Below are 20,596 nucleotides of genomic sequence, written 5' to 3'. Positions count from 1 at the left end.
CCCGCCGTCGGGTGTCCGGGATCAGTCGTCGCGGTGCGCGAGCCACCAGGCCTGGCCGGCATCCGGCAGCGTGTCGATCGGGTCGTAGTAGGCGTACCGCTTGTTCAGTGCCTCCAGGTCGGCCGACTCGATCGAGGTGCGGTAGTTCTTCGTCCAGTACGAGATGCCGCGCTCACGGTCGTAGTCGGTGAGCATGTGCACCCAGCGCTTGCCGACGAACGGCACGTCACAGACGATCCGCGGGGTGGCGTAGCCGGGCAGGTAGCCCATGATGTCGTGCTGGAGCTGCTGGGCGTGCCAGACCGGGACGCGCCAGTGCTCGGCGTTGGGGATCATGTCGCACATGTAGAAGTAGTACGGCAGGATGCCCGCCTCGCCCTGAAGCGCGAAGCAGAGGTCGAGCAGGTCGGCGCTGGTGGCGTTGACGCCGCGCATGAGCACGCCCTGGTTGCGCACGTCGCGTACGCCGACGTCGAGCGCGGTCTGTGCGGCCTTGGCGACCAGCGGGGTCAGCGACTGGGCGTGGTTGACGTGCGTGTGGATGGCCAGGTTGACGCCACGGCGGGCGGCGGTGCGGGCGACCCGTTCGAGGCCCTCGACCACGTCGGGCTGGAGCCAGTGCTGGGGCAGGCCCATGAGCGCCTTGGTGGCGAGCCGGATGTCGCGGATCGTCTCGATCTCCAGCAGGCGCATCAGGTACGACTCGAGGTTGCGCCACGGCACGTTGGCGACGTCACCGCCGGAGACGACCACGTCGCGTACGCCGGGGTGGGCCTTGAGGTAGGTGATGTGGGCGTCGTAGCGGTCGACGGGCTTCAGGGTGAGCTTGAGCTTGTCGACGGCGGGGGTGGAGTTGCCGACGAGGTCCATGCGGGTGCAGTGGCCGCAGTACTGCGGGCAGGTGGAGAGCAGCTCGGCGAGGACCTTGGTGGGGTAGCGGTGGGTGAGCCCCTCGGCGACCCACATGTCGTGCTCGTGGAGGCTGTCGCGGCTGGCGTACGGGTGCGAGGGCCAGTCGGTGCGCCGGTCGGAGGCGACCGGGATCATGTAGCGGCGGATCGGGTCGGCGAGCAGCGCCTCGGTGCTCATCGGCTCAAACGGCACCATGGTGTTGAGCATCTGCGGCGGCACCAGCATGGACATGGTCGCCAGCGCCTTCTGGTCGGCCTCCAGGTCGGCGTAGAACGTCTCGTCGACGGTGTCGCCGAGGACGGCGCGGAGCTGCTTGATGTTCTTGACGCAGTTGACCCGCTGCCACTGGGCGTTCTCCCACTGGTCGCGGGTGACGTGGCGCCAGCCGGGGAAGCGGGTCCAGTCGGGTTCGACGAGGGGCGCGCGGCGGTATTCGTAGGGCTGGCCGGCGGTCGGAACGGCGACCGGCGCGGGGCGGGGCGTCGGGATGGTCTCCACCGGTTGGGTCTGGGTCACGGCCCCTCCTCGTCAGCGTGCGGGTTGATCAACGGATGCGTAGGCTACTGGAAAATCTGCGGTGAAGAAATTAGTCTGCCGGAAGTTTTCCCGCGACGCGAGTCCTGACCAGGGGTTCGGGCGGCTGGACATAGGGGGTCGGCGTGACGTCACCGGTGGGTCTGCACCGAGTAGTGGAACCGGCGGGGGTGCTCCCGCAGGCGGCCTGGCGGCTGGACCCCGACCCGCGGATCGCGGCGAACGAGGTGCGGATCCGGGTCGAGCGGCTGAACCTGGACGCGGCGAGTTTCCGGCAGCTGGCGGAGAAGCACGGCGGCGACGGGGACAAGGTCCGCGCCGAGGTGCTGGAGATCGTGTCGACCCGGGGGAAGATGCAGAACCCGGTGACCGGTTCCGGCGGCATGCTGATCGGCACCGTCGAGGAGGCGGGCCGCCGCTCGCCGCTGGGGCTGAAGCCGGGTGACCGGGTGGCGACGCTCGTGTCGCTGACGTTGACGCCGCTGACGATCACCGACGGGCTGGCCCGGTGGGACGGGCGCAGCGAGCAGGTGCCGTGCGAGGGGTACGCGATCCTGTTCGCCCGGTCGATCGCGGCGGTGCTGCCGCCGGACCTGCACCCGGAGTTGTCCCTGGCGGTGCTGGACGTGTGCGGGGCGCCGGCGTTGACGGCGCGGGTGGTGGCCGAGCAGGTGGCGCGGCGCTCGCGTGAGGGTGATCCGCGTCCGGTGTCGGTGGCGGTCATCGGCGGTGCCGGCAAGAGCGGGTCGTTGTCGCTCGCGGCGGCGCGGCGGGCGGGTGCCGCCCGTACCGTCGGGGTGGTTCCGGTGGAAGCGGAGCGGGAGGCGCTGGCGGCGGCCGGGCTGGCCGACGCGGTGGCGCTGGCTGACGCGCGGGATCCGGTGGGGTTGTCGACGGCGGTGACGACGGCGCTGGGTGTGCCGGCGGACGTGACTGTGGTGTGCGTGGACGTGCCGGGGTGTGAGCACGGCGCGGTGCTGGCCACGGCGGACGGCGGTACGGTGATCTTCTTCTCGATGGCGACGAGTTTCGCGGCGGCGGCGTTGGGCGCGGAGGGCCTGGCGGCGGACGTGACGATGCTGGTGGGCAACGGGTACGTGCCGGGGCACGCGGCGCTGGCGCTGGATCTGTTGCGGGCCGAGCCGGGGGTGCGCGGCCTGTTCGAGGCGCGTCTTTCGGCAGACTGACACCATGACGAACCCCTCGACGCTGTATCGCGGCGGAGTGCTGCACTGTCCGGCCGACCCGAGCGCGACGGCGCTGCTGGTGCGCGACGGGCGGATCGCCTGGTTGGGTACGGACGCGGAGGCGCCGCGCGCGGACCGGGTGGTGGAGCTGGGTGGTGCGCTGGTGACGCCGGCGTTCGTGGACGCGCACGTGCACGCGACGGATACCGGGTTGGCGTTGTCGGGGCTGGATCTGTCGGCGGTGCGGTCGGCTGGTGAGTTGCTGGAGGCGGTGTCGGCGTTCGCGGCGGGGCTGCCGGGTGACGCGGTGGTGCTGGGGCACGGCTGGGACGAGTCGGGCTGGGCGGATGCGGTGTTGCCGGGTGCGGCGGCGCTGGGTCGGGCGGCCGGTGGGCGGCGGGTGTATCTGTCGCAGGCGTCAATCCATTCGGCGTTGGTGTCGGCGGAGTTGCTGGCGGCGTGCCCGGAGGTGGTGTCGGCGGCCGGGTACGACGCGTCGGGGTGGTTGCGGCGCGACGCGCATCACGTGGTGCGGGCGGCGGCGTTCGGGTCGGTGACGCGGGCGCAGCGGGTGGCGGCGCAGCGGCGGGCGTTGACGCACGCGGCGTCGCTGGGTATCGCGGCGGTGCACGAGTGCGGTGGGCCGGACATCTCCGACGAGGAGGACTTCACCGGGCTGCTGGCGATCTCGGGGGCCGGGGTGCCGGAGGTGTACGGGTACTGGGGTGAGCTGCTGGGCGCGGCGAAGGCCCGGGAGCTGGGTGCGGTGGGCGCGGGTGGTGACCTGTTCGCCGACGGGGCGCTGGGGTCGCGGACGGCGCACGTGTCGGCGGCGTACCTGGACGGTGAGGCGGGGGCGTGCGGGCACGGGTACGTGTCGGCGGAGCAGGTCCGTGATCATCTGCTGGACTGTGCGGCGCACGGGTTGCAGGGCGGGTTCCACGCGATCGGGGACGCGGCGATCGGGACGGTGCTGGAGGGGTTCGGTCTGGCGGCGCGGTCGCTGGGTGTGGACCGGTTGCGGGCGGCCCGGCACCGGGTGGAGCACGCGGAGATCATGAGCAAGGCGTTGATCGCCGGGTTCGTGGAGTTCGGGATCGTGGCGTCCATGCAGCCGGCGTTCGACAGGTTGTGGGGCGGCGCGGGCCGGATGTACGAGTCGCGGCTGGGGTTGGCGCGGTCGTTGGAGTCGAATCCGATGGGTGCGATGCACGGCGTCGGGGTGGCGTTGGCGTTCGGGTCGGATTCGCCGGTGACGCCGCTTGATCCGTGGGGGTCGGTGCGGGCGGCGGCGGCGCATCACAATCCGGCGCAGCGGATGAGTGTGCGGGCGGCGTTCGCGGCGCACACGCGCGGCGGGTGGCGGGCGGTGCACCTGGACAACGAGGGTGTGCTGGCGTTGGGGGCCCCGGCGACGTTCGCGGTGTGGGACACCCCGGCGGGCGTGGAGCGGGGTTTGCCGGTGGTGCTGGCGGAGGATCCGGAGTTGCGGGGGGCGGACGATCCGACGCCGCTGCCGGTGTGCCGGGCCACTGTGTTGCGCGGTGACGTGATCTATCAGGAAGGGTCTTCGTGACAGGGAAGCTTGGGCTGGATCCGGCGCTGGTGGCGCGGGCGCGGGAGTTGGCGCGTCGCGCGGGGCAGCCGGTGGTGGATCTGGCGCGCAGCCACACCACGGTGTCGGTGGAGCGGGCGGTGCTGCGGCTGGCCGGGGTGTCCGGCGCGGACCCGGACGGTATCCCGTGGGTGAACCGCCTCGTCGACGCGGTGGTCGCCGATGTGGGGCTGGGGCACGGGGTGGCGGCGCCGGTGTTCGACGCGCTGGCGCGTGAGGGCATCGCCGATGTGACGTTGCTGGCGCAGAAGGCGGCGGCCGGGTCGGTGCGGTTCGCGCAGCCGTCGGGGAAGGCGGCGACGGCTGCGCGGCGGGCGTCGCGTAAGGCGGTGGCGGCGGGGATCCGCGGCATCGACAGGCGGCGGGCGGAGCGGGACCGGCTGGTGAAGCGGTTCGGTGATCCGGCGCGGCGGCCGTGGATCTATCTGATCGTGGCGACGGGTGACATCTACGAGGACATTCCGCAGGCGCAGGCGGCGGCGCGGGCGGGCGCTGACGTGATCGCGGTGATCCGGTCGACGGGGCAGTCGCTGCTGGACTACGTGCCGGAGGGGGCGACCCGGGAGGGGTTCGCTGGCACGTACGCGACGCAGGAGAACTTCCGGTTGATGCGGGCGGCGCTGGATGAGACGTCGCGGGAGCTGGGCCGGTACGTGCGGCTGACGAACTACGCGTCGGGTCTGTGCATGCCGGAGATGGCGACGCTGGCCGGCCTGGAGCGGCTGGACATGATGCTCAACGACTCGATGTACGGGATCCTGTTCCGCGACATCAACCCGATCCGTACGTTCGTGGACCAGCGGTTCTCGCGGCAGGTGCACGCGCGGGCGGGGATCATCATCAACACCGGTGAGGACAACTACCTGACCACCGCGGACGCGGTGGACGAGGCGCACACGGTGACGGTGTCGCAGTTGCTCAACGAGTTCTTCGCGCACGAGGCGGGGCTGGCGGACTGGCAGCTGGGGCTGGGGCACGCGTTCGAGATCAACCCGGATGTGCCGGAGTCGTTCCGGTTGGAGCTGGCGCACGCGTTGCTGGCGCGGGAGTTGTTCCCTGACGCGCCGTTGAAGTGGATGCCGCCGACGAAGCACATGACCGGTGACGTGTTCCGGGGCAACCTGCTGGACGGGTTCTTCAATTTGGTGGGCACGATGACCGGGCAGGGGATCCTGCTGGTGGGGATGATGACCGAGGCGGTGGTGACGCCGTGGCTGTCGGACCGGGACATCGCCCTGCAGAACGTGCGGTACGTGCTGGGCGCGGCGGGCGGGTTGCACGAGGACTTCGTGCCGGCGCCGGGCGGGTTCATCCAGGCGCGGGCGCACCGGGTGCTCGGTGAGGCGGTGGACCTGCTGGAGCGCATCGGGGACCAGTCGTTGCTGACGGCGATCGCCGAGGGCACGTTCGGGATCATGAAGCGGCCGGCGGACCGGGGCAAGGGCCTGGACGGGGTGGCGCGGCACGAGGCGGACTACTACAACCCGGCCACGGAGATCCTGGAGCAGCCGGCGTTGAGCGGGAGGGGAGCGGCGGCATGAGCGAGAAGACGGTCGTGCGGCCGTACGGGGACACCACAGGTGACGGCATGGTGCAGGTGTCGTTCACGTTGCCGGTGCCGCACGACAAGCGGGCCGAGGGCGCGGCGGTGCAGCTCGCAAACAAGATGGGCATGGACCCGGCGATGCTGGTGCACGCCAAGCCGATCGGCGACGGGTTCACGTTCTTCGTGGTGTACGGGCGGGTGAACCACCTGGTGGACCTGGCGAAGGTGCAGGTGGTGGAGCGTGACTATCCGCTGCTGTCGGCCAAGGAGGTCAACGCGGTGGTGAAGCGGCGGCTGCGCCGCAAGCTGTCGGTGGTGGGCGCCTGCATCGGCACCGACGCGCACACCGTGGGCATCGACGCGATCCTCAACGTCAAGGGCATCGCCGGCGAGAAGGGCCTGGAGTACTACCGGGAGCTGAAGGTCACGAACCTCGGCGCGCAGGTGAGTGTGCCGGAGCTGGTCGAGGCGGCCCGGCGGGAGAAGGCGGACGCGGTGCTGGTGTCGCAGGTGGTGACGCAGCGCGACGCGCACCTGCACAACACGCGGGAGATGTCGGCGGCGTTCCGGGAGGCGATGCCGGCCGGGCGCCGGCCGCTGCTGATCGTCGGCGGGCCGCGCTTCGACGAGACGATGACCGGTGAGCTGGGCGTGGACCGGATCTTCGGCCGTGGCACCACCCCGGGTGAGGTCGCCAGTTACCTCGTGCATGCCCTGATCACCTCCAGGAAGGCGAACACCTGATGAGCGATTCCCGTGTCGGTCTGACCGTCGTCCACCGCCGGTATGTGCCGTACTCCCACGCCCACTACGCGGGCAACCTGGTCGACGGGGCGTACGCGCTGGGGTTGTTCGGTGACGTGGCGACCGAGGTGTGCATCCGCACCGACGGTGACGAGGGGTTGTTCGCGTCGTACGCCGATGTGCAGTTCCGGGCGCCGATGAAGGCCGGTGACGTGCTGGAGGTGACGGCGACGGTGACCCGGGTGGGCACGCGTAGCCGCACCATCGACTTCGCCGCGACTGTGGTGTGCCGGGGCCGCCCGGACAGGGGCGAGTCGGCCGCCGAGGTGCTCGACGAGCCGATCGTGGCGGTCACCGCGACCGGCACGGTGGTCGTGCCAGCGTCGGCGTGAGCGCGAGGAGCGGGCCGGTCGTCGTCTGCGCCGACGTCGGGTCGACGTACACGAAGGCCGCGGTGGTGGACCTCGACGGCGGCCGGCTGGTCGCGGCGGCGTCGGCGCCCACCACGGTGGGCACCGATGTGCTGCACGGCCTGGACGCCGCGGTCGGCGCGGCCACCGCGTCGGCCGGGGTCGCTGAGGTGCCCTGGTACGTGTGTTCGTCGGCCGGGGGTGGGCTGCGCCTCGCGGTCGTGGGTTACGAGCCCCTCGTCACCGCTCAGGCGGGCCGGCGGGTCGGTCTGTCGGCGGGCGCGAACGTGGTGCACGTGGCGGCGGGCCGGATGTCGGGCGCGGACGTGGCGGCGTTGCGGGCGGCCCGCCCGGACGTGGTGCTGCTTGTGGGTGGCACCGACGGCGGGGACGCCGAGACGGTCACCCACAACGCGACGCGGCTGGCGAGGGCCCGTTTCCGGGTGCCGGTGGTCCTGGCGGGCAACGCCGACGTGCGGGACGAGCTGTGCGCGCTGCTGGCGGGCGCGGGGGTGCCGGTGACGGCGGCGGGCAACGTGCTGCCGCGCATCGGGGTGCTGGAGCCGGCGCCGGCGCGGGCGGCGATCCGGGAGGCGTTCCTGCGGCACGTCATCGGCGGCAAGAAGCTGTCCCGGGGTACGCGGTTCGCGCGGCTGGTCCGCGCCGCCACCCCGGACGCGGTGCTCACCGGCGTGGAGGTCCTCGCCGGCACGCTCGGCGGTGACCTCGCGGTGGTGGACGTGGGTGGGGCGACCACCGACGTGTACTCGGTGCTCACCCCCGACGAGCGGGACAGCGGCCCGAGTCAGGAGGTCGCCGGGACGCTGTGGCGGGCCCGCACCGTCGAGGGGGACCTGGGCATGCGGTGGAGCGCGCCGGGTGTGGTGCGCGCGGCGGTCGAGGAGCGGCTGCTCGACCCGGCCGACGAGGCGGAGCTGGTGGCAGCGGCGGCGGTCCGGGCCGCCGACCCGGGGTTCCTGCCCGCCGGTGACGGCGAGCGGGCCGTGGACCGGCGTATCGCCGCGCTGGCCGCGACCGTGGCGTTGCGGCGGCACGCGCGGGGTGCGGCGACGGGGGAGCGGGCCGGGCGGGACCTGCGGGAGGTGAAGCTGCTCGTCGGCTCCGGTGGGGTGCTGCGGCACGCCGATCCGGGTGACGCGGCGGCGGTGCTCGACGCGGTGCTCACCGACCATGCCGGCGGGTGGGCGTTGCCGCGGGCGGCGCGGCCGGTCGTCGACGTGGACTACGTGCTGGCCGCCGCGGGGCTGCTCACCGACGATCATCCGGGTGCGGCGGCGGCGGTGCTGCGGCACCACCTGGGCGCCTGAACCGGGCTCGGGAATCGAGACGCGCCGACGCGACACGCCGTGTCGCAACACACGACAGGCCCGGGTGGGTTGACAGCGGCGGGGGTCTACGCCGTACCGTCTTTGAGTCCTACCACGGGAAGCGGCTGTTGTTCGCTTCGTCCCTTCGTCCGCTGGCCGAGCGACCGGAAGGTTGCGGCGGCCAGGTCCAGCGGGCGGGGGTCGGCGGGGCGGCGCGAACCGGCCGCGGTTACCGGTGTACGGGCAGGGTGAGAGGCACGGCCAGTAGACAACGGCCAGGCGGGGGCAGCCAGTCCACGTCGGGTCGGTCCGAAGGTCGGCGCCGATCGTCTTCGCCCCACCGGCCGGGAAGGGCCTGGGAGCATCGGGGCGCGGCTTCGGCCGCGCCCCGATTTCATCCCCCCGATGTCCCCCGTGTCAGCGGCCCAGCCGCCGGTAGCGGCGCACCGCAGCCGGGGCGGCCACCGCGATCAGCGCCAGCGGCCAGGCGATCGCCAGTTCCAGCGCGTGCCGGGCCGGCCATGTGTCCCCGCCCAGGCCCGGGTTGCCGAAGGGCCAGCGCGTCGCGCAGCAGCGCCGCCGCGCCGGCCGGATCACCGGCGGCCAGCGCGGCCCGCCCGGCCCCGGCCAGGCCGGTGAACCGGTGCACGTCGACCCGCTGCGGATCGATCGCCAGCCGGTAGCCGGCCGGGCCGAACTCGACGGGCACGCCGGGCAGCAGCCGGCGCAGCCGCGACACCTGCGACTGCAACGCGTTCGCGGCCTGCCCGGGCGGCCGGTCGCCGTACACGCCGTCGACGAGGCGCCGCGGCGCCACGGTGCGGCCGGCGTCGAGCAGGAGCAGCACCAGCAGCGCGCGCAGCCGCCCGCCGGTGACGGGCAGCACGCTGCCGTCGGCGGCGTACGCCTGGGTCGCGCCGAGCACACCGAACCGCATGCGCCCGATTGTCGCCTGTCCGCGCGCGGGCGGTGGCACGCCCCACACCGGTTCGGTCCCGCGACGGTCCGGGCGGGTAGCCTTCGGCCCGTGATCGTGGGGAGGTGCCGGTGACGACGCTGGACCGGGAACAGCCGCGTGCCACCGACGGGGCACCCGGTGACGGCGGCACGCGTCCCCTGCCGCTGACGCTCGCCGTGCCGGCCGCCGTGCTGGCCGGGGTGGCGCTGCTGCTGGCGTTCCCGCCGTACGGGTGGTGGCCCCTGGCGCCGGTCGGTGTGGCGTTGCTGGCCGCCGCGGTGCACCGGCGGCGGCTGCGCGCCGGCGCCGGGCTGGGCTTTCTGACCGGGGTGGCGTTGTTCGCGCCGCTGCTGGAGTGGACCAACCTGCACACCGGTTACCTGCCGTGGGCGCTGCTGTCGCTGCTGCAGGCCGCCTATTTGGCGCTGCTGGGCGCCGCCGCCGCGTGGGTGTCGCCGCTCGCCGACCGGCACCGGGCGGCGTGGCCGCTGCTCACCGGTGTGCTGTGGGTGGGGCAGGAGGCGCTGCGTGACCGCACCCCGTTCGGCGGGTTCCCGTGGGGGCGGCTGGCGTTCAGCCAGGACACCTCGCCGCTGTTGAAGCTGGCCGCGCTCGGCGGCGCCCCGCTGGTCACGTTCGCCGTCGCGGTCGCCGGTGGGCTGCTGGTCACCGCCGCGTGGCGGGACTGGCGGCGCGCGCCCGGGCAGTGGCGGCCGGTGGCCGGGCTCACCGCCGCGCTGGTGGCGCTGCTCGCCGCCGGCACGGCCGTGCCGACAGGGGTACGCGGCGCGGGCGACACCGTCACCGTCGCCATCGTGCAGGGCAACGTGCCGCGCCTCGGGCTGGACTTCAACGCGCAGCGGCAGGCGGTGCTGAACAACCACGTCGACGCGACGCTGGAGCTGGCGCGGCGGGTCGCCGAGGGCGGGCAGGACCGCCCCGACGTGGTGGTGTGGCCGGAGAACTCCAGCGACATCGACCCGTTGCGCAACCCGGGCGCGGGGGAGCGGATCTCCCGGGCGGCCGACGCGATCGGCGCGCCGATCCTGGTCGGTGCGGTGCTGGTCGGTCCCGGCCAGGGTGAGGTGCGCAACGCGGGGCTGCTGTGGCGGCCGGGAACCGGCCCGGATCTGGACCAGGTGTACACGAAGCGGCATCCGGTGCCGTTCGCCGAGTACGTGCCGTTGCGGTCCATCGCCCGCAAGGTCAGTTCCCAGGTCGACCGGGTCCGGTCCGACTTCGTCGCCGGTGACCGTCCCGGCGTGCTGAACACCGGCCCGGCCGTGCTCGGCGACGTGATCTGCTTCGAGGTCGCCTACGACGGCATCGTCCGCGACACGGTCACCGGCGGCGCGCAGCTGCTGGTGGTGCAGACGAACAACGCCACGTTCGACGTGGCCGAGGCCCGCCAGCAGCTGGCGATGGTGCGGCTGCGGGCCGTGGAGCACGGCCGGGCCGCGTTGATGGCCTCCACGGTCGGGGTGTCCGGGTTCGTTTCCCCGGACGGGCGGGTAGACGGTGCGACCGGGTTCAACACCGCTGCTGTGGTGGTGCGGCAGATGGAACTCGGAGACGGGCGTACCCCGGCGACCACGGCCGGAGTGTGGCCGGAGGTGGCGCTGACGGCGCTGGCGGTCGCGGCCCTGGCCGGCGCGGCGGTGCTGCGCCGGCGCCGGGAGGTCGCTCCCGGCTGAGCCGACGAGAGGTGGTGCGACGGTGGGCGTGGCAGCCGACAGGCGGACGGTCGGGCATCCCGGGGTGGGACGGGTCCTGGTGGTCATCCCCACCTACAACGAGGCCGGCAACGTCGGGCGCATCGTCGCCCGGGTACGCGAGGCGGCGCCGGCGGTGGACGTCCTCGTCGCCGACGACAACAGCCCCGACGGCACCGGCGCGATCGCCGACAGGATCGCCGGCGGCGACCCGCGGGTGCACGTGCTGCACCGGGCCGGCAAGGAAGGGCTCGGCGCGGCCTACCTGGCCGGGTTCGCCTGGGCGCGCGCACGCGGCTACGACGCGGTGGTGGAGATGGACGCCGACGGCTCGCACGCCCCGGAGGACCTGCCGGCGCTGCTGCACGCCGCCCGCGACGCCGACGTGGTGATCGGCTCCCGGTGGACGCGTGGCGCGCGGGTGCTGAACTGGCCGTGGCGGCGGCTGCTGCTGTCCCGGGTCGGCAACCTGTACGCGCGGCTGGCGCTGGGCATGCCGGTCAGCGACGCCACCGGCGGCTACCGGGTGTACCGGTCCAGCGCGCTGGACGCGATCGACCTGGACTCGGTGCGGTCCCAGGGGTACGCGTTCCAGGTGGAGCTGTCGCGGCTGGCGCACCGGGCCGGGGTGCGGATCGTGGAGGTGCCGATCACGTTCGCCGAGCGGGAACACGGCGACAGCAAGATGAGCCCGCTGATCGTGGCGGAGGCGCTGTGGCGGGTCACCCGTTGGGGCGTGCGGGACCGCCTGGCGGCCACGCCGTCGCGCCCGGATGCGCTCGCGCGCTGGCCTTGAGCGAGGGCGTGTCATGCTTGACGGGCGTGATGACCCCGGTCGGATGAGGTGAGATGCGCCGAGGACTGAAGTTCGTACCACCGGCCCTGCTGCTGCTCGCGTTGCTGGAGCTGACCGTTTTCGTGCTGGTCGGCCGGGCCGTCGGGTTCGGCGTGGCGGTGCTGCTGGTGTTCGGGGCGTCCCTGCTGGGCCTGGTGCTGCTGCGCCGCGAGGGCATGCGGGCGTGGCGCGGCTTCCGCGCCGCGGCTCAGGCCGGCCGGCCGCCGGGCCCCGAGGTGACCGACGGGCTGGTCGGCCTGCTGGGTGCGTTGCTGCTGGCGCTGCCGGGCCTGTTCAGCGGCGTGGTGGGGCTGCTGTTGCTGGTGCCGCCGCTGCGCCGGCTGGCCGGCGGCGGGGTGCGCCGGGCCACCGAGCGGCGGGTGTCGTCGATGGTCGCCGGTGACCTGTTCGGGCCGCGCCGGGTGCGTGTGTACCGGGGTGCGCCGCAGTCGGCCCCGGAGCCCGCCCCGGCCTCGTCGCCGCAGCCGGTCACCGACCCGGGCAAGGCCATCGAGGGTGAGATCGTCGACCGCTGAGGCGCGTGGAGACAGCGAAACGCCCCCGGGTGATCCCGGGGGCGTTTCCGCGCGTTACGGACGGTCAGGCACGACCGCGGCGGGTACGGACCTCCTGGAGCCGTTCGGCGAGGATGTCCTCCAGCTCGGCGATCGAGCGCCGCTCCAGCAACATGTCCCAGTGGGTACGCGGCGGCTTGGCCTTCTTCTGCTCCGGCTCGGTGCCGTCGACCAGGCGGGCGACGCTGCCGTCGAACTTGCACTCCCAGGTCGTGGGGACCTCGGCGTCGACGGCGAACGGCACCTCGAACTGGTGGCCCTTGGCGCAGAGGTACTCGCGGGTCTGGCGTGGCGCGAGCTCCGTGTTGCGGTCGGACTCGTAGCTGACCGCGCCCAGCCGGCTACCGCGCAGCATGCGCTCGCCCATGATCGACTTCCCCTCGTTCGTGGTGCTGGTCTTCGGGTGTAACGGCCGGTGACCGCTCGCCCATTCCCCGGGGCCACGGCGGCAGGGCCGTACGCGGGTCGGGAGTGTCAAGGGTAACCGGCCATGACAGCTGCCCGGCGGGGTCGTCCCCGGCCGGGCCGAATCGGTGGAGTGTTTCGCCTGCCAACGGGGATGTTACCCACCTGTTTGCGTGCCGGAGGTGACGATGAGCAGTGACGCGCCGGTCGGGGCCCGACCGCCCGCCGGGAAGACCTTCTTCGGTCATCCCCGCGCGCTGTCCACGCTCTTCCTCACCGAGATGTGGGAGCGGTTCAGCTTCTACGGCATGCGGGCGATCCTGGTGCTGTACCTGACCGCCGCGGTCGCCGACGGCGGCCTGGACCTCGGCGAGTCCAGCGCCAACGCCGTGTACGGCACCTACAACGCCATGGTCTACCTGATGGCGCTGCCCGGCGGCTGGGTCGCCGACCGGCTGATCGGCGCGCGCCGCAGCGTGCTCTGGGGCGGCGTGGTGATCGCCGCCGGCCACTACGTGATGGCGATCCCGACCGGGTGGAGCGTGTTCGCCGGCATGGCGCTGATCGTGGCCGGCACCGGCCTGCTCAAGCCGAACATCTCCACCATGGTCGGCGACCTGTACGAGCGGGACTCGCCGCGCCGCGACGCCGGGTTCTCCATCTTCTACATGGGCATCAACCTGGGCGCGTTCATCGCCCCGCTGATCACCGGCTTCCTGGGCGAGAAGATCAACTGGCATCTGGGGTTCGGCGCCGCGGCGGTCGGCATGACCTTCGGTGTGCTCCAGTACGTGCTCGGCCGCCGCAACCTGGGCGACGCGGGTGCCCGCCCGGCGGACCCGCTGCTCGGCGCGGACCGGCGGCGCGCGCTGACCCGCGTCGGCGTGGCGAGCGTCGTGCTGCTCGCCGTGCTGCTGGTGCTGCTGCTGGCCGGCTGGTTCACCGTCGACACGGTGGTCAACCTGCTGACCGTGGTGACGGTGCTGGTGACGGTCGGCTACTTCGCGCGGATCCTCACCGACCGGGAGATCAGCGCCACCGAACGCAGCCGGATGAAGGCGTACGTGTGGCTGTTCCTGTTCGCCGCCGCGTTCTGGCTCATCTACGACCAGGCCGGGTCGGTGCTGAACATCTTCGCCGCCGACCAGACCGACCGGTCGGTGGGCGGGTTCACGTTCCCGGCGTCCTGGCTGCAGTCGGTGAACCCGATCCTGATCATCATCGGCGCGCCGCTGGCCGCCGCGCTGTGGCTCAAACTCGGCCACCGGGTGTCCACGCCCACGAAGTTCGCCGTCGGCCTGGTGCTCAACGGCCTGTCGTTCGTGCTGATGGCCGCCGCCGCGCGGGCAGCAGTCGGTGGCGACCTGGTCTCACCGCTGTGGCTGGTCGCGGTGTACGCGATCCAGGTCGCCGGTGAGCTGTCGCTGAGCCCGGTCGGCCTGTCCGCCACCACGAAACTCGCCCCGGTCAAGTACGCCAGCCAGATGCTGGGCCTGTGGTTCCTGGCCACCGCGGTCGGTGACGCCATCGGCGGTCAGGTGGCGCGACTGGCCGGCACCTGGTCCCAGCCGGTGTACTTCCTGACCTTCGGGCTGGCCTCGGTGGTGCTGGGCCTGGCCGCGGTGATGTTCACCCGCCAGATCCGGCACCTGATGGCCGGCATCCACTGACCGGGCTCACACCGCCGGGGTCGGTGGCAGCGGCAACGGCAGCCCGGGCAGCCCGTCGATGCTGGTGGCCACGTGGTCCTTGCCGGCGAAGTACGCGCTCAGCGACGTGTCGTCCTCCCGGGCGAACCGGCGCTCGTGCAGGTCCCGGTCGGCGTCGTAGGTCATGAACGGCACCGCGTAACCGCACGTGTCGCGGATCAGCTCGGCGTGCACCACGATGATCGCCCGCAGGCCGTGCGGGCCGGGGTCGATGTCGGGGAAGTGGGTTAGCAGGTCGGGCCAGCGCGGGTCGTCGCGGAACACCGGCTCGCCGCGCCCGTGCACCCGCACGATGTTCGGCGGGCCGGCGAACGCGCACCACATCAGCGTGATGCGGCCGTTCTCCCGCAGGTGGGCGATGGTCTCGGCGTTGCTGCCGGCGAAGTCGAGGTACGCCACGGTGTGCTCGTCGAGCACCGCGAAGCAGCCGCGCAGCCCCTTCGGAGACAGGTTGACGGTGCCGTCACCTGACAGCGGGGCGGTGGCCACGAAGAACATCGGCTGCGCCTCGACGAAGTCCCGCAGCCGGCCGTCGATGCGCTCGTACGTCTTTCCCATGCCCTGATCCTCGCCGCCGGGCCGGGTGCGGCGCTGCCCCGTTCCCAGCCCGTGGCCGCTCAGCCGGTACGCGTGCCGAGCCGCGCCAGCGCCGTCGCCAGATCGCTCACCTGGTCGGCGAGCTGCCCGGCCCGGCGCTGCGCGGCGTCCCGGTCCGCCTCGATCGTCGCCGTCCGCGCGGCCAGGTCGGCCGCCCGGGCCTCGGCGGCGCTCGCGGCCCGCCGCGCCTCGGCCAGCTCCGCTGCCAGCGCGTCCCGCTCGGCGGTACGGGCGGCGGCCTGCTCCACCGCGCCGGCCGTCTCGGCGCGGGCTCGCTCGACGGCGGCGGAAGCCTCGGCGCGGACGCGTTCCAGCGCAGTGTCGGCGCGGTCCCGCTCGGCCCGGGCCTGCTGTGCGGCGGCGGCCTGCGCGTCGGCCCGCTCGGTCGCGGCCCGGGCGGAACGGTCCGCCTCGGCGGCCCGGCCCTGGGCGGCCTGCGCCTCGGCGCGGGCCCGGTCGGCCTCGGCGCGGGACTGTTCGGCCCGGTCCAGGGCCTCGGCGGCGGATCGGGTGGCCCGCTCGGCGTCGGCGCGGGCGGCGTCCCGCTCGGCGGTCAGCTCGCCCGCGCGGCGGCGTTCGGCGTCGCGTTCGGTGCGTACCGTGCGCAGTTCGTGCCGGGCCGCGTCGCGGTCGCGTTCGGCCTGCACCCGCAGGGCCTGCGCCGCGCCCGCCTCGGCGCGGGCGGCGTCGCGGGCGTCCTCGGCCGCGGCGGCCCGCTCGGCCGCCGCCGAGGCCGTGGCCTCCGCCCGCTCGGCGCGTTCGGCGGCGGTGTCGCGTTCGGCGTACGCGGCGCGGGCCTGCTGCCGGTCGCGGGCCGCAGCCGCGCTGGCGTCCTCGGCCTCCCGGCGGGCCTCGTCGCGTTCGGCGTGCGCGGCGGCCACCTGCGTGGCGGTCTCCGCGCGCAGTTCGGCGAGCTGCCGTTCCACACCGGCCGGGGACAGTTCGGCGTGCAGCGCCTCGGTGAGCGTCTCCACGATCTGGTCGAGCCGGTCCACCGCCTCCCAGGTGCGCGCCACCTGACCGGGCAGGCCGGGGGAGTTGCGGTGGCGCATCCGCGAGTTGCGGGCGGCCCGCTGGCAGGCGCCGTCGTTGTCCCGGCAGTAGCGGAACGGACGGCCCGCGCCGACACGTTGCGGCACGTCGCGTCCGCAGTGGGCACAGGGTCGGATGTCGGTGGCGGGCTCGGCGTCCATCGGGGGCGAAGTCTATCCGGCGGCGTCCGCGCGGGCCGCGCCGTCGAGGGTGTAGCGGCGTTGCAGCAGCACCGCCACCACCATCACGACGGCGGGCAGCAGCCCGAAGCCGTAGCGCAGCGCGTCCAGCGCGGCCGGGGACTGGGTCACGCTCTGCCCGGCGGTCGAGGCCACGAACCCGCCGGCGGCAAGGCACAACGCGTACGCGTAGGGGCCCAGCGCCGCGCCGGTGGCCTCGGTGGCGGTCCACACCCCGGTGTACGTGCCGGCCCGCTCGGTGCCGCCGGCCGCGCGGATCACGTCGGGCAGCATCGAGAACGGCAGCAGCTGCATGCCGGCGAACGCCACCCCGAGCACCGCCACGGCGGCCACCAGCACCGGCAGCCCGGCCGGACGGCCGATCGCCAGCACCAGCGACCCGGCGGCGAACGCGGCCTGCCCGGCGAGCAGGGCACGTTGCTTGCCGATCCGCCGCGCCACCGCCAGCCAGCCCGGGGTGACCAGCAGTGCCGGCGCGACGAACGCGGCCACCAGCACCGTGGTGAGGCCGGGGCGGCCCAGCTCGTACTCGGCGTAGTAGGGCACCCCGGCGAGCACCAGGTGGGTGGTGGTGGACATGGCCAGGTACGCGCCGACCAGCCAGCGGAACTGCCGGTCCCGCAGGCTCGCGGCCAGTGCCCGCCACCCGCCCGGGCCGTGCGGCGGGACCGCGTCGGCGGCGGTACGGCGCAACCGGCCGATCCCGGCGACGCCCACCAGCATCGCGGCGAGCATCCCGGCCGCCAGCACCACGCCCATCAGCAGGTACCCGTCCCGGGTGGCGTCGTCGCCACCGGCCAGCAGCGGCGCGAGGAGCCCGGAGACGAGGATGCCGAGGGTCAGCACCACCATCCGGAACGCCATCAGCCGGGTCCGCTCGTGGTAGCCGATCCGCAGGTCCGCCGGGGTCGCCAGGTAGGGCACCTGGTAGGCGGCGAACAGCAGGTTGCCGGCGACGAAGAAGACCGCCACCCAGCCCGCGGCGGCGGCGCCGGTGAGGCCGCCGGGCACCGCGAACAGCGCGGCGAACGCCAGCGGCAGCACGCAGCCGGCCAGCAGCAGCCGGCGCCGGTGTCCCCGGCGGGCCTGCTCGACGTCGCAGCGGTGCCCGATCCACGGGTGCAGCAGCACGTCGGCGATCTTCGGCAGCAGCAGGGTGAGCCCGGCGAGCCACGGCGCGACCGCCAGCACGTCGGTCAGGAAGTAGAGCAGCAGCAGGCCGGGCACGGTGACCCAGACGCCCATGCCGAGCGAGCCGGTGGCGAACCCGACGAGCGGGCCGCGCGGCAGGGTGACCGCGTCGGAGCGCTGATCCAGCCCGGTCATGGCGGTCTCCTGTCCTCGGGGCACGCCGGCCCCAATCCAACGGTTGCTGGATTGTAGGGGGAACAATGGCCGGATGACCACGCCTCGCCGCCGTCCGGGCCGGCCCCGCCGCGACGACCAGCGGCCGACCCGTGACCTGGTGCTCGCCGCCGCCACCGCGTTGTTCGCCGAGCGGGGCTTCGACGCGGTGAGCGTCCGCGACGTCGCCGCCGCCGCGGGCGTGGACGCGGCCACCGTCGCGCACCACACCGGCACCAAGGCGCAGCTCTACGACGCCTGCTTCGCCCGGGTGTTCAGCGCCGAACGGGAGGTGATCGAGGCGGCCGGGGAGCGCGCCCGGGCGGCCCTGGCAGCGGGCCCGCAGGACGCGCTGCGGGCGCTGCACGACCTGGTGGACGTGTTCGTCGACTTCCTGGAGGACCGGCCGGAGACCACCGCGCTGTGGCTGCGCCGCTGGCTGGAGCCGCAGCGGCACGGCGAACTGGACCGCCGCTACGCCGCGCCGCTGTACGGGCTGGTCGAGGAGCTGCTGCTGGCCGCGGCCGAGGCGGGCGCGCTGACCGAGCCGACCCCGCACGTGACGGTGCGGTCCCTGGTCTGGGCGGTGCACGGGCACGTGGTGGCGCTGGCCGCCGGGGCCGGGTCCGGCGCGCGGGAGCGGCGCGAGTTCCGGGCGTTCGTGCACCGGTTCCTCGACGCGCTGTACCAGGGCGGCCCGGACGGCACCCGGGCTTGACGCCGGCCCGCGCTCCGGAGATTATCCATCGGTCGTTGGATTAAGGAGGCGGGCATGGCCACACCGAGGGTCGCTGTCGTCGGCGCCGGGGCCGCCGGACTGGCCACGCTCAAGGCGCTCGCCGACGCGGGTGTCCCGGCGGTGGCGTTCGAGGCCGCGGACACGCTCGGCGGCCTCTGGGTGTACGGGTCGCCCGGCTCGCCCGCGTACCGCACGCTGCACCTGAACACCAGCAAGGGGCGTACCGAGTTCGCCGACCACCCGATGCCCGCCGACTGGCCGGACTACCCCGACCACACCCGGATCGCGGGCTACCTCGGCGACTACGCCGACCGGTTCGGGCTGCGCGAGGCGGTACGGCTGCGGCACACAGTCGACCGGGTCACCCGCACCGGAGACGGCTGGCGGGTACGTGCCACCGGGCCGGACGGCCCGGTCGAGGTCGACGTCGAGGCGGTGGTGGTCGCCAACGGGCACAATCGGGTGCCGAAGCGACCCGAGCCGTACCCGGGCGAGTGCACCGCCGAGCAGATGCACAGCCACGACTACCGGGGGCCCGAACAGCTCGCCGGACGCCGGGTGCTCGTGGTCGGCGGCGGCAACTCCGCCATGGACATCGCCGTCGACGCCTCGTACGCCGCCGAACGCACACTGCTGTCGCTGCGCCGGGGCGTGTGGGTGGTGCCGAAGTACCTGCTCGGCCGCCCCTCGGACACGCTCAACGGCGCACTGGCCCGGCGGCTGCCGTGGCGGCTGCGGCAGCGGATCAGCCAGACCATGATCACCACGGCGGTCGGTCCGCCCAGCAGGTACGGGCTGCCCGCACCGGCGCACGGCTTCCTCCAGGACCACCCGACGCTGTCCGACGCGCTGCTGTCCCGGCTGACCCACGGCGACATCCAGGCCCGGCCCGGCATCGCCCGCCTCGACGGCCACCGGGCCGAGTTCACCGACGGCCGCCACGACGAGGTCGACCTGGTGATCTGGTGCACCGGCTACCGGGTCGAGGTGCCGTTCCTCGACCCGGCGCTGCTCGGCGACGGCGCGGACCGGCTGCCGCTGTACCGGCACGTGTTCCACCTGGACGCCCCCGGGCTGGCGTTCGTCGGGCTCATGCAGTCCACCGGCGCGGCGTTCCCCCTGGTCGAGGCGCAGGCCCGGCTGGTGGCCGCGCGCCTGGCCGGCACCTGGGCGCCACCGGATCCGGCCCGCCAGGCCGCCGCCTGCCGCGACGAGCTGCGCGCCGCCACCGCCCGGTGGGGCCAGCGCCGCCCGCACATGCGCGTCGACTTCGACGTCTACCTGGCCGAGCTGGGCCGGGAACTGGCCGCCGGTCGGCGTCGCGCCGGAGCGGCCCGATGAGCGGCCGGGACCCGGCCGCCGGGGCGCGGCGGACCGGAACCGGCGCGGTGCGCGGGCTGGCCGGGCGGCGGGTGCTCGTCACCGGCGCCCGGGGCACGTTCGGGCAGCACCTGGGCGCGGCACTGACCGCCGCCGGCGCCCACGTGGTCGGGCTTGACCTGCACGCCGACCCCGACGCCACCCCGCCGGTGCTCGGCGTCGACCTGACCGATCCGGCCGCGACGCCACCGGCCGTGGCGGCGGCCGTCGACCGGCTCGGCGGGCTCGACCTGCTCATCAACAACGCCGGTGTGGGCGGGCCCGCGCCCGCCGAGCTGCCACCCGACGAGGTGGTACGTCGCCAGATCGAGGTGAACCTGCTCGCCGCCTGGCGGACCACAGCCGCCGCGATGCCGGCCCTGGAGGCCGCCCGCGGCCGGGTGATCTTCGTGGCCAGCCGGATGGCAGTCCTGCCGCTGCCGCTGGCCGCCGCGTACGGGGTGAGCAAGCGGGCGCTCGTCGCGTACGCCGACGCGCTGCGCCACGAGGTCGGCACGCACGTCGGCGTCAGCGTCGTCTACCCCAGCATGGTCGCCTCCCCGATCCACGACAGCACTGTGGCGGCCGGGCTGTCGCTGAACGGGGTCTCCCGCCCGGAGCCGGTCGAGGGGGTCGTCGCGGCGATCCTGCGCGCCGCCACCGCCGGGCGCGCGCCACGCGACGTGGCCACCACCCGGCGCGGCCGGATCGAACTGGCGCTGGCCCGGCACGCTCCGGCGCTGGCCGACCGGATGGTGCGCCGTACCGTCGCCGGGCGGCTGGCCGCCGGTGACCTGGACGGCGCGACGCTGGCCGAGGGGATGGTCCGGCGGCACCGGCAGGACCGCCGGTAGC

19 protein-coding genes are annotated in these 20,596 nt (G+C 74.2%); 13 read left to right on the top strand and 6 right to left on the bottom strand.

Going from position 1 to position 20,596, the window contains the following annotated elements; translation table 11 throughout:
• Positions 1 to 21 precede the first annotated feature (21 nt).
• A complete protein-coding gene (locus tag ACGFIA_RS23775; RefSeq protein WP_357384616.1) occupies positions 22 to 1,428 on the bottom strand; it encodes a lysine 2,3-aminomutase in 1,407 nt (468 codons plus the stop codon).
• A gap of 143 nt (positions 1,429 to 1,571) precedes the next feature.
• Here ACGFIA_RS23775 and ACGFIA_RS23770 point away from each other — a divergent pair, with 143 nt between their 5' ends.
• Genes ACGFIA_RS23770 through ACGFIA_RS23745 form a run of 6 tightly spaced genes read left to right on the top strand, consistent with a single transcriptional unit; the run spans position 1,572 to position 8,276 of the window.
• Positions 1,572 to 2,633, top strand: coding sequence for a zinc-binding alcohol dehydrogenase (locus ACGFIA_RS23770; protein ID WP_357384618.1), 1,062 nt, complete (start codon positions 1,572 to 1,574; stop codon positions 2,631 to 2,633).
• A gap of 4 nt (positions 2,634 to 2,637) precedes the next feature.
• Positions 2,638 to 4,209: an amidohydrolase family protein gene (locus ACGFIA_RS23765; protein ID WP_357384620.1), complete on the top strand. Its 1,572-nt coding sequence runs from the start codon at positions 2,638 to 2,640 to the stop codon at positions 4,207 to 4,209.
• Entirely contained in the window at positions 4,206 to 5,789 is a 1,584-nt protein-coding gene (locus ACGFIA_RS23760) for a lysine 5,6-aminomutase subunit alpha (RefSeq protein ID WP_393262117.1), read from the top strand. The genes ACGFIA_RS23765 and ACGFIA_RS23760 overlap by 4 nt, the downstream gene beginning before the upstream one ends.
• Positions 5,786 to 6,538 (top strand): OAM dimerization domain-containing protein, encoded by a 753-nt coding sequence (locus ACGFIA_RS23755; RefSeq protein ID WP_357384624.1) that lies wholly within the window; start codon positions 5,786 to 5,788, stop codon positions 6,536 to 6,538. The genes ACGFIA_RS23760 and ACGFIA_RS23755 overlap by 4 nt, the downstream gene beginning before the upstream one ends.
• Complete coding sequence (locus tag ACGFIA_RS23750) at positions 6,538 to 6,930, top strand: hotdog domain-containing protein (protein WP_357384626.1); 393 nt, start codon at positions 6,538 to 6,540, stop codon at positions 6,928 to 6,930. The genes ACGFIA_RS23755 and ACGFIA_RS23750 overlap by 1 nt, the downstream gene beginning before the upstream one ends.
• The gene (locus tag ACGFIA_RS23745) at positions 6,927 to 8,276 is read left to right on the top strand and encodes a glutamate mutase L (RefSeq protein ID WP_393262113.1); all 1,350 of its coding nucleotides are present in this window, start codon (positions 6,927 to 6,929) and stop codon (positions 8,274 to 8,276) included. Before ACGFIA_RS23750 ends, ACGFIA_RS23745 begins: the two co-directional genes overlap by 4 nt.
• Positions 8,277 to 8,670: 394 nt before the next feature.
• On the opposite strand, the gene ACGFIA_RS23740 is transcribed toward ACGFIA_RS23745, so the two are convergent.
• Positions 8,671 to 9,213 (bottom strand): helix-turn-helix domain-containing protein, encoded by a 543-nt coding sequence (locus tag ACGFIA_RS23740; protein ID WP_357384630.1) that lies wholly within the window; start codon positions 9,211 to 9,213, stop codon positions 8,671 to 8,673.
• A gap of 119 nt (positions 9,214 to 9,332) precedes the next feature.
• Between ACGFIA_RS23740 and lnt the strand changes: the two genes are divergently transcribed.
• Genes lnt through ACGFIA_RS23725 form a run of 3 tightly spaced genes read left to right on the top strand, consistent with a single transcriptional unit; the run spans position 9,333 to position 12,317 of the window.
• A complete protein-coding gene (lnt, locus tag ACGFIA_RS23735) occupies positions 9,333 to 10,928 on the top strand; it encodes an apolipoprotein N-acyltransferase (RefSeq protein WP_393262282.1) in 1,596 nt (531 codons plus the stop codon).
• A gap of 22 nt (positions 10,929 to 10,950) precedes the next feature.
• Complete coding sequence (locus tag ACGFIA_RS23730; protein WP_357384634.1) at positions 10,951 to 11,742, top strand: polyprenol monophosphomannose synthase; 792 nt, start codon at positions 10,951 to 10,953, stop codon at positions 11,740 to 11,742.
• Positions 11,743 to 11,795: 53 nt separating this feature from the next.
• Positions 11,796 to 12,317, top strand: coding sequence for an FxsA family protein (locus ACGFIA_RS23725; RefSeq protein ID WP_393262109.1), 522 nt, complete (start codon positions 11,796 to 11,798; stop codon positions 12,315 to 12,317).
• Positions 12,318 to 12,381: 64 nt separating this feature from the next.
• On the opposite strand, the gene ACGFIA_RS23720 is transcribed toward ACGFIA_RS23725, so the two are convergent.
• Positions 12,382 to 12,723, bottom strand: a complete 342-nt coding sequence (locus ACGFIA_RS23720; protein WP_007070998.1) for an RNA polymerase-binding protein RbpA — start codon at positions 12,721 to 12,723, stop codon at positions 12,382 to 12,384.
• 226 nt (positions 12,724 to 12,949) lie between these two features.
• Between ACGFIA_RS23720 and ACGFIA_RS23715 the strand changes: the two genes are divergently transcribed.
• The gene (locus ACGFIA_RS23715) at positions 12,950 to 14,431 is read left to right on the top strand and encodes a peptide MFS transporter (RefSeq protein ID WP_357384638.1); all 1,482 of its coding nucleotides are present in this window, start codon (positions 12,950 to 12,952) and stop codon (positions 14,429 to 14,431) included.
• Positions 14,432 to 14,437: 6 nt separating this feature from the next.
• Here ACGFIA_RS23715 and ACGFIA_RS23710 read toward each other — a convergent pair whose 3' ends face one another.
• Genes ACGFIA_RS23710 through ACGFIA_RS23700 form a run of 3 tightly spaced genes read right to left on the bottom strand, consistent with a single transcriptional unit; the run spans position 14,438 to position 17,625 of the window.
• The gene (locus ACGFIA_RS23710) at positions 14,438 to 15,028 is read right to left on the bottom strand and encodes a pyridoxamine 5'-phosphate oxidase family protein (protein WP_357384640.1); all 591 of its coding nucleotides are present in this window, start codon (positions 15,026 to 15,028) and stop codon (positions 14,438 to 14,440) included.
• A gap of 59 nt (positions 15,029 to 15,087) precedes the next feature.
• Positions 15,088 to 16,260, bottom strand: a complete 1,173-nt coding sequence (locus tag ACGFIA_RS23705) for a hypothetical protein (protein ID WP_393262105.1) — start codon at positions 16,258 to 16,260, stop codon at positions 15,088 to 15,090.
• Between the two features lie 12 nt (positions 16,261 to 16,272).
• A complete protein-coding gene (locus ACGFIA_RS23700) occupies positions 16,273 to 17,625 on the bottom strand; it encodes an MFS transporter (RefSeq protein ID WP_357387299.1) in 1,353 nt (450 codons plus the stop codon).
• Positions 17,626 to 17,698: 73 nt separating this feature from the next.
• On the opposite strand from ACGFIA_RS23700, the gene ACGFIA_RS23695 reads away from it, so the two are divergent.
• From ACGFIA_RS23695 to ACGFIA_RS23685, 3 genes are read left to right on the top strand one after another with little or no spacing between them, the layout of a single operon-like run.
• A complete protein-coding gene (locus tag ACGFIA_RS23695) occupies positions 17,699 to 18,361 on the top strand; it encodes a TetR/AcrR family transcriptional regulator (protein WP_393262101.1) in 663 nt (220 codons plus the stop codon).
• 54 nt (positions 18,362 to 18,415) lie between these two features.
• Positions 18,416 to 19,723, top strand: coding sequence for an NAD(P)-binding domain-containing protein (locus ACGFIA_RS23690; protein WP_357387303.1), 1,308 nt, complete (start codon positions 18,416 to 18,418; stop codon positions 19,721 to 19,723).
• Positions 19,720 to 20,595, top strand: a complete 876-nt coding sequence (locus ACGFIA_RS23685) for an SDR family NAD(P)-dependent oxidoreductase (RefSeq protein WP_393262098.1) — start codon at positions 19,720 to 19,722, stop codon at positions 20,593 to 20,595. The genes ACGFIA_RS23690 and ACGFIA_RS23685 overlap by 4 nt, the downstream gene beginning before the upstream one ends.
• Position 20,596 lies beyond the last annotated feature (1 nt).

The sequence above is a fragment of the Micromonospora sp. NPDC049203 genome (assembly GCF_043197215.1).
Taxonomy (GTDB): domain Bacteria; phylum Actinomycetota; class Actinomycetes; order Mycobacteriales; family Micromonosporaceae; genus Micromonospora.
This window is presented reverse-complemented; position numbering and strand designations above follow the sequence as displayed.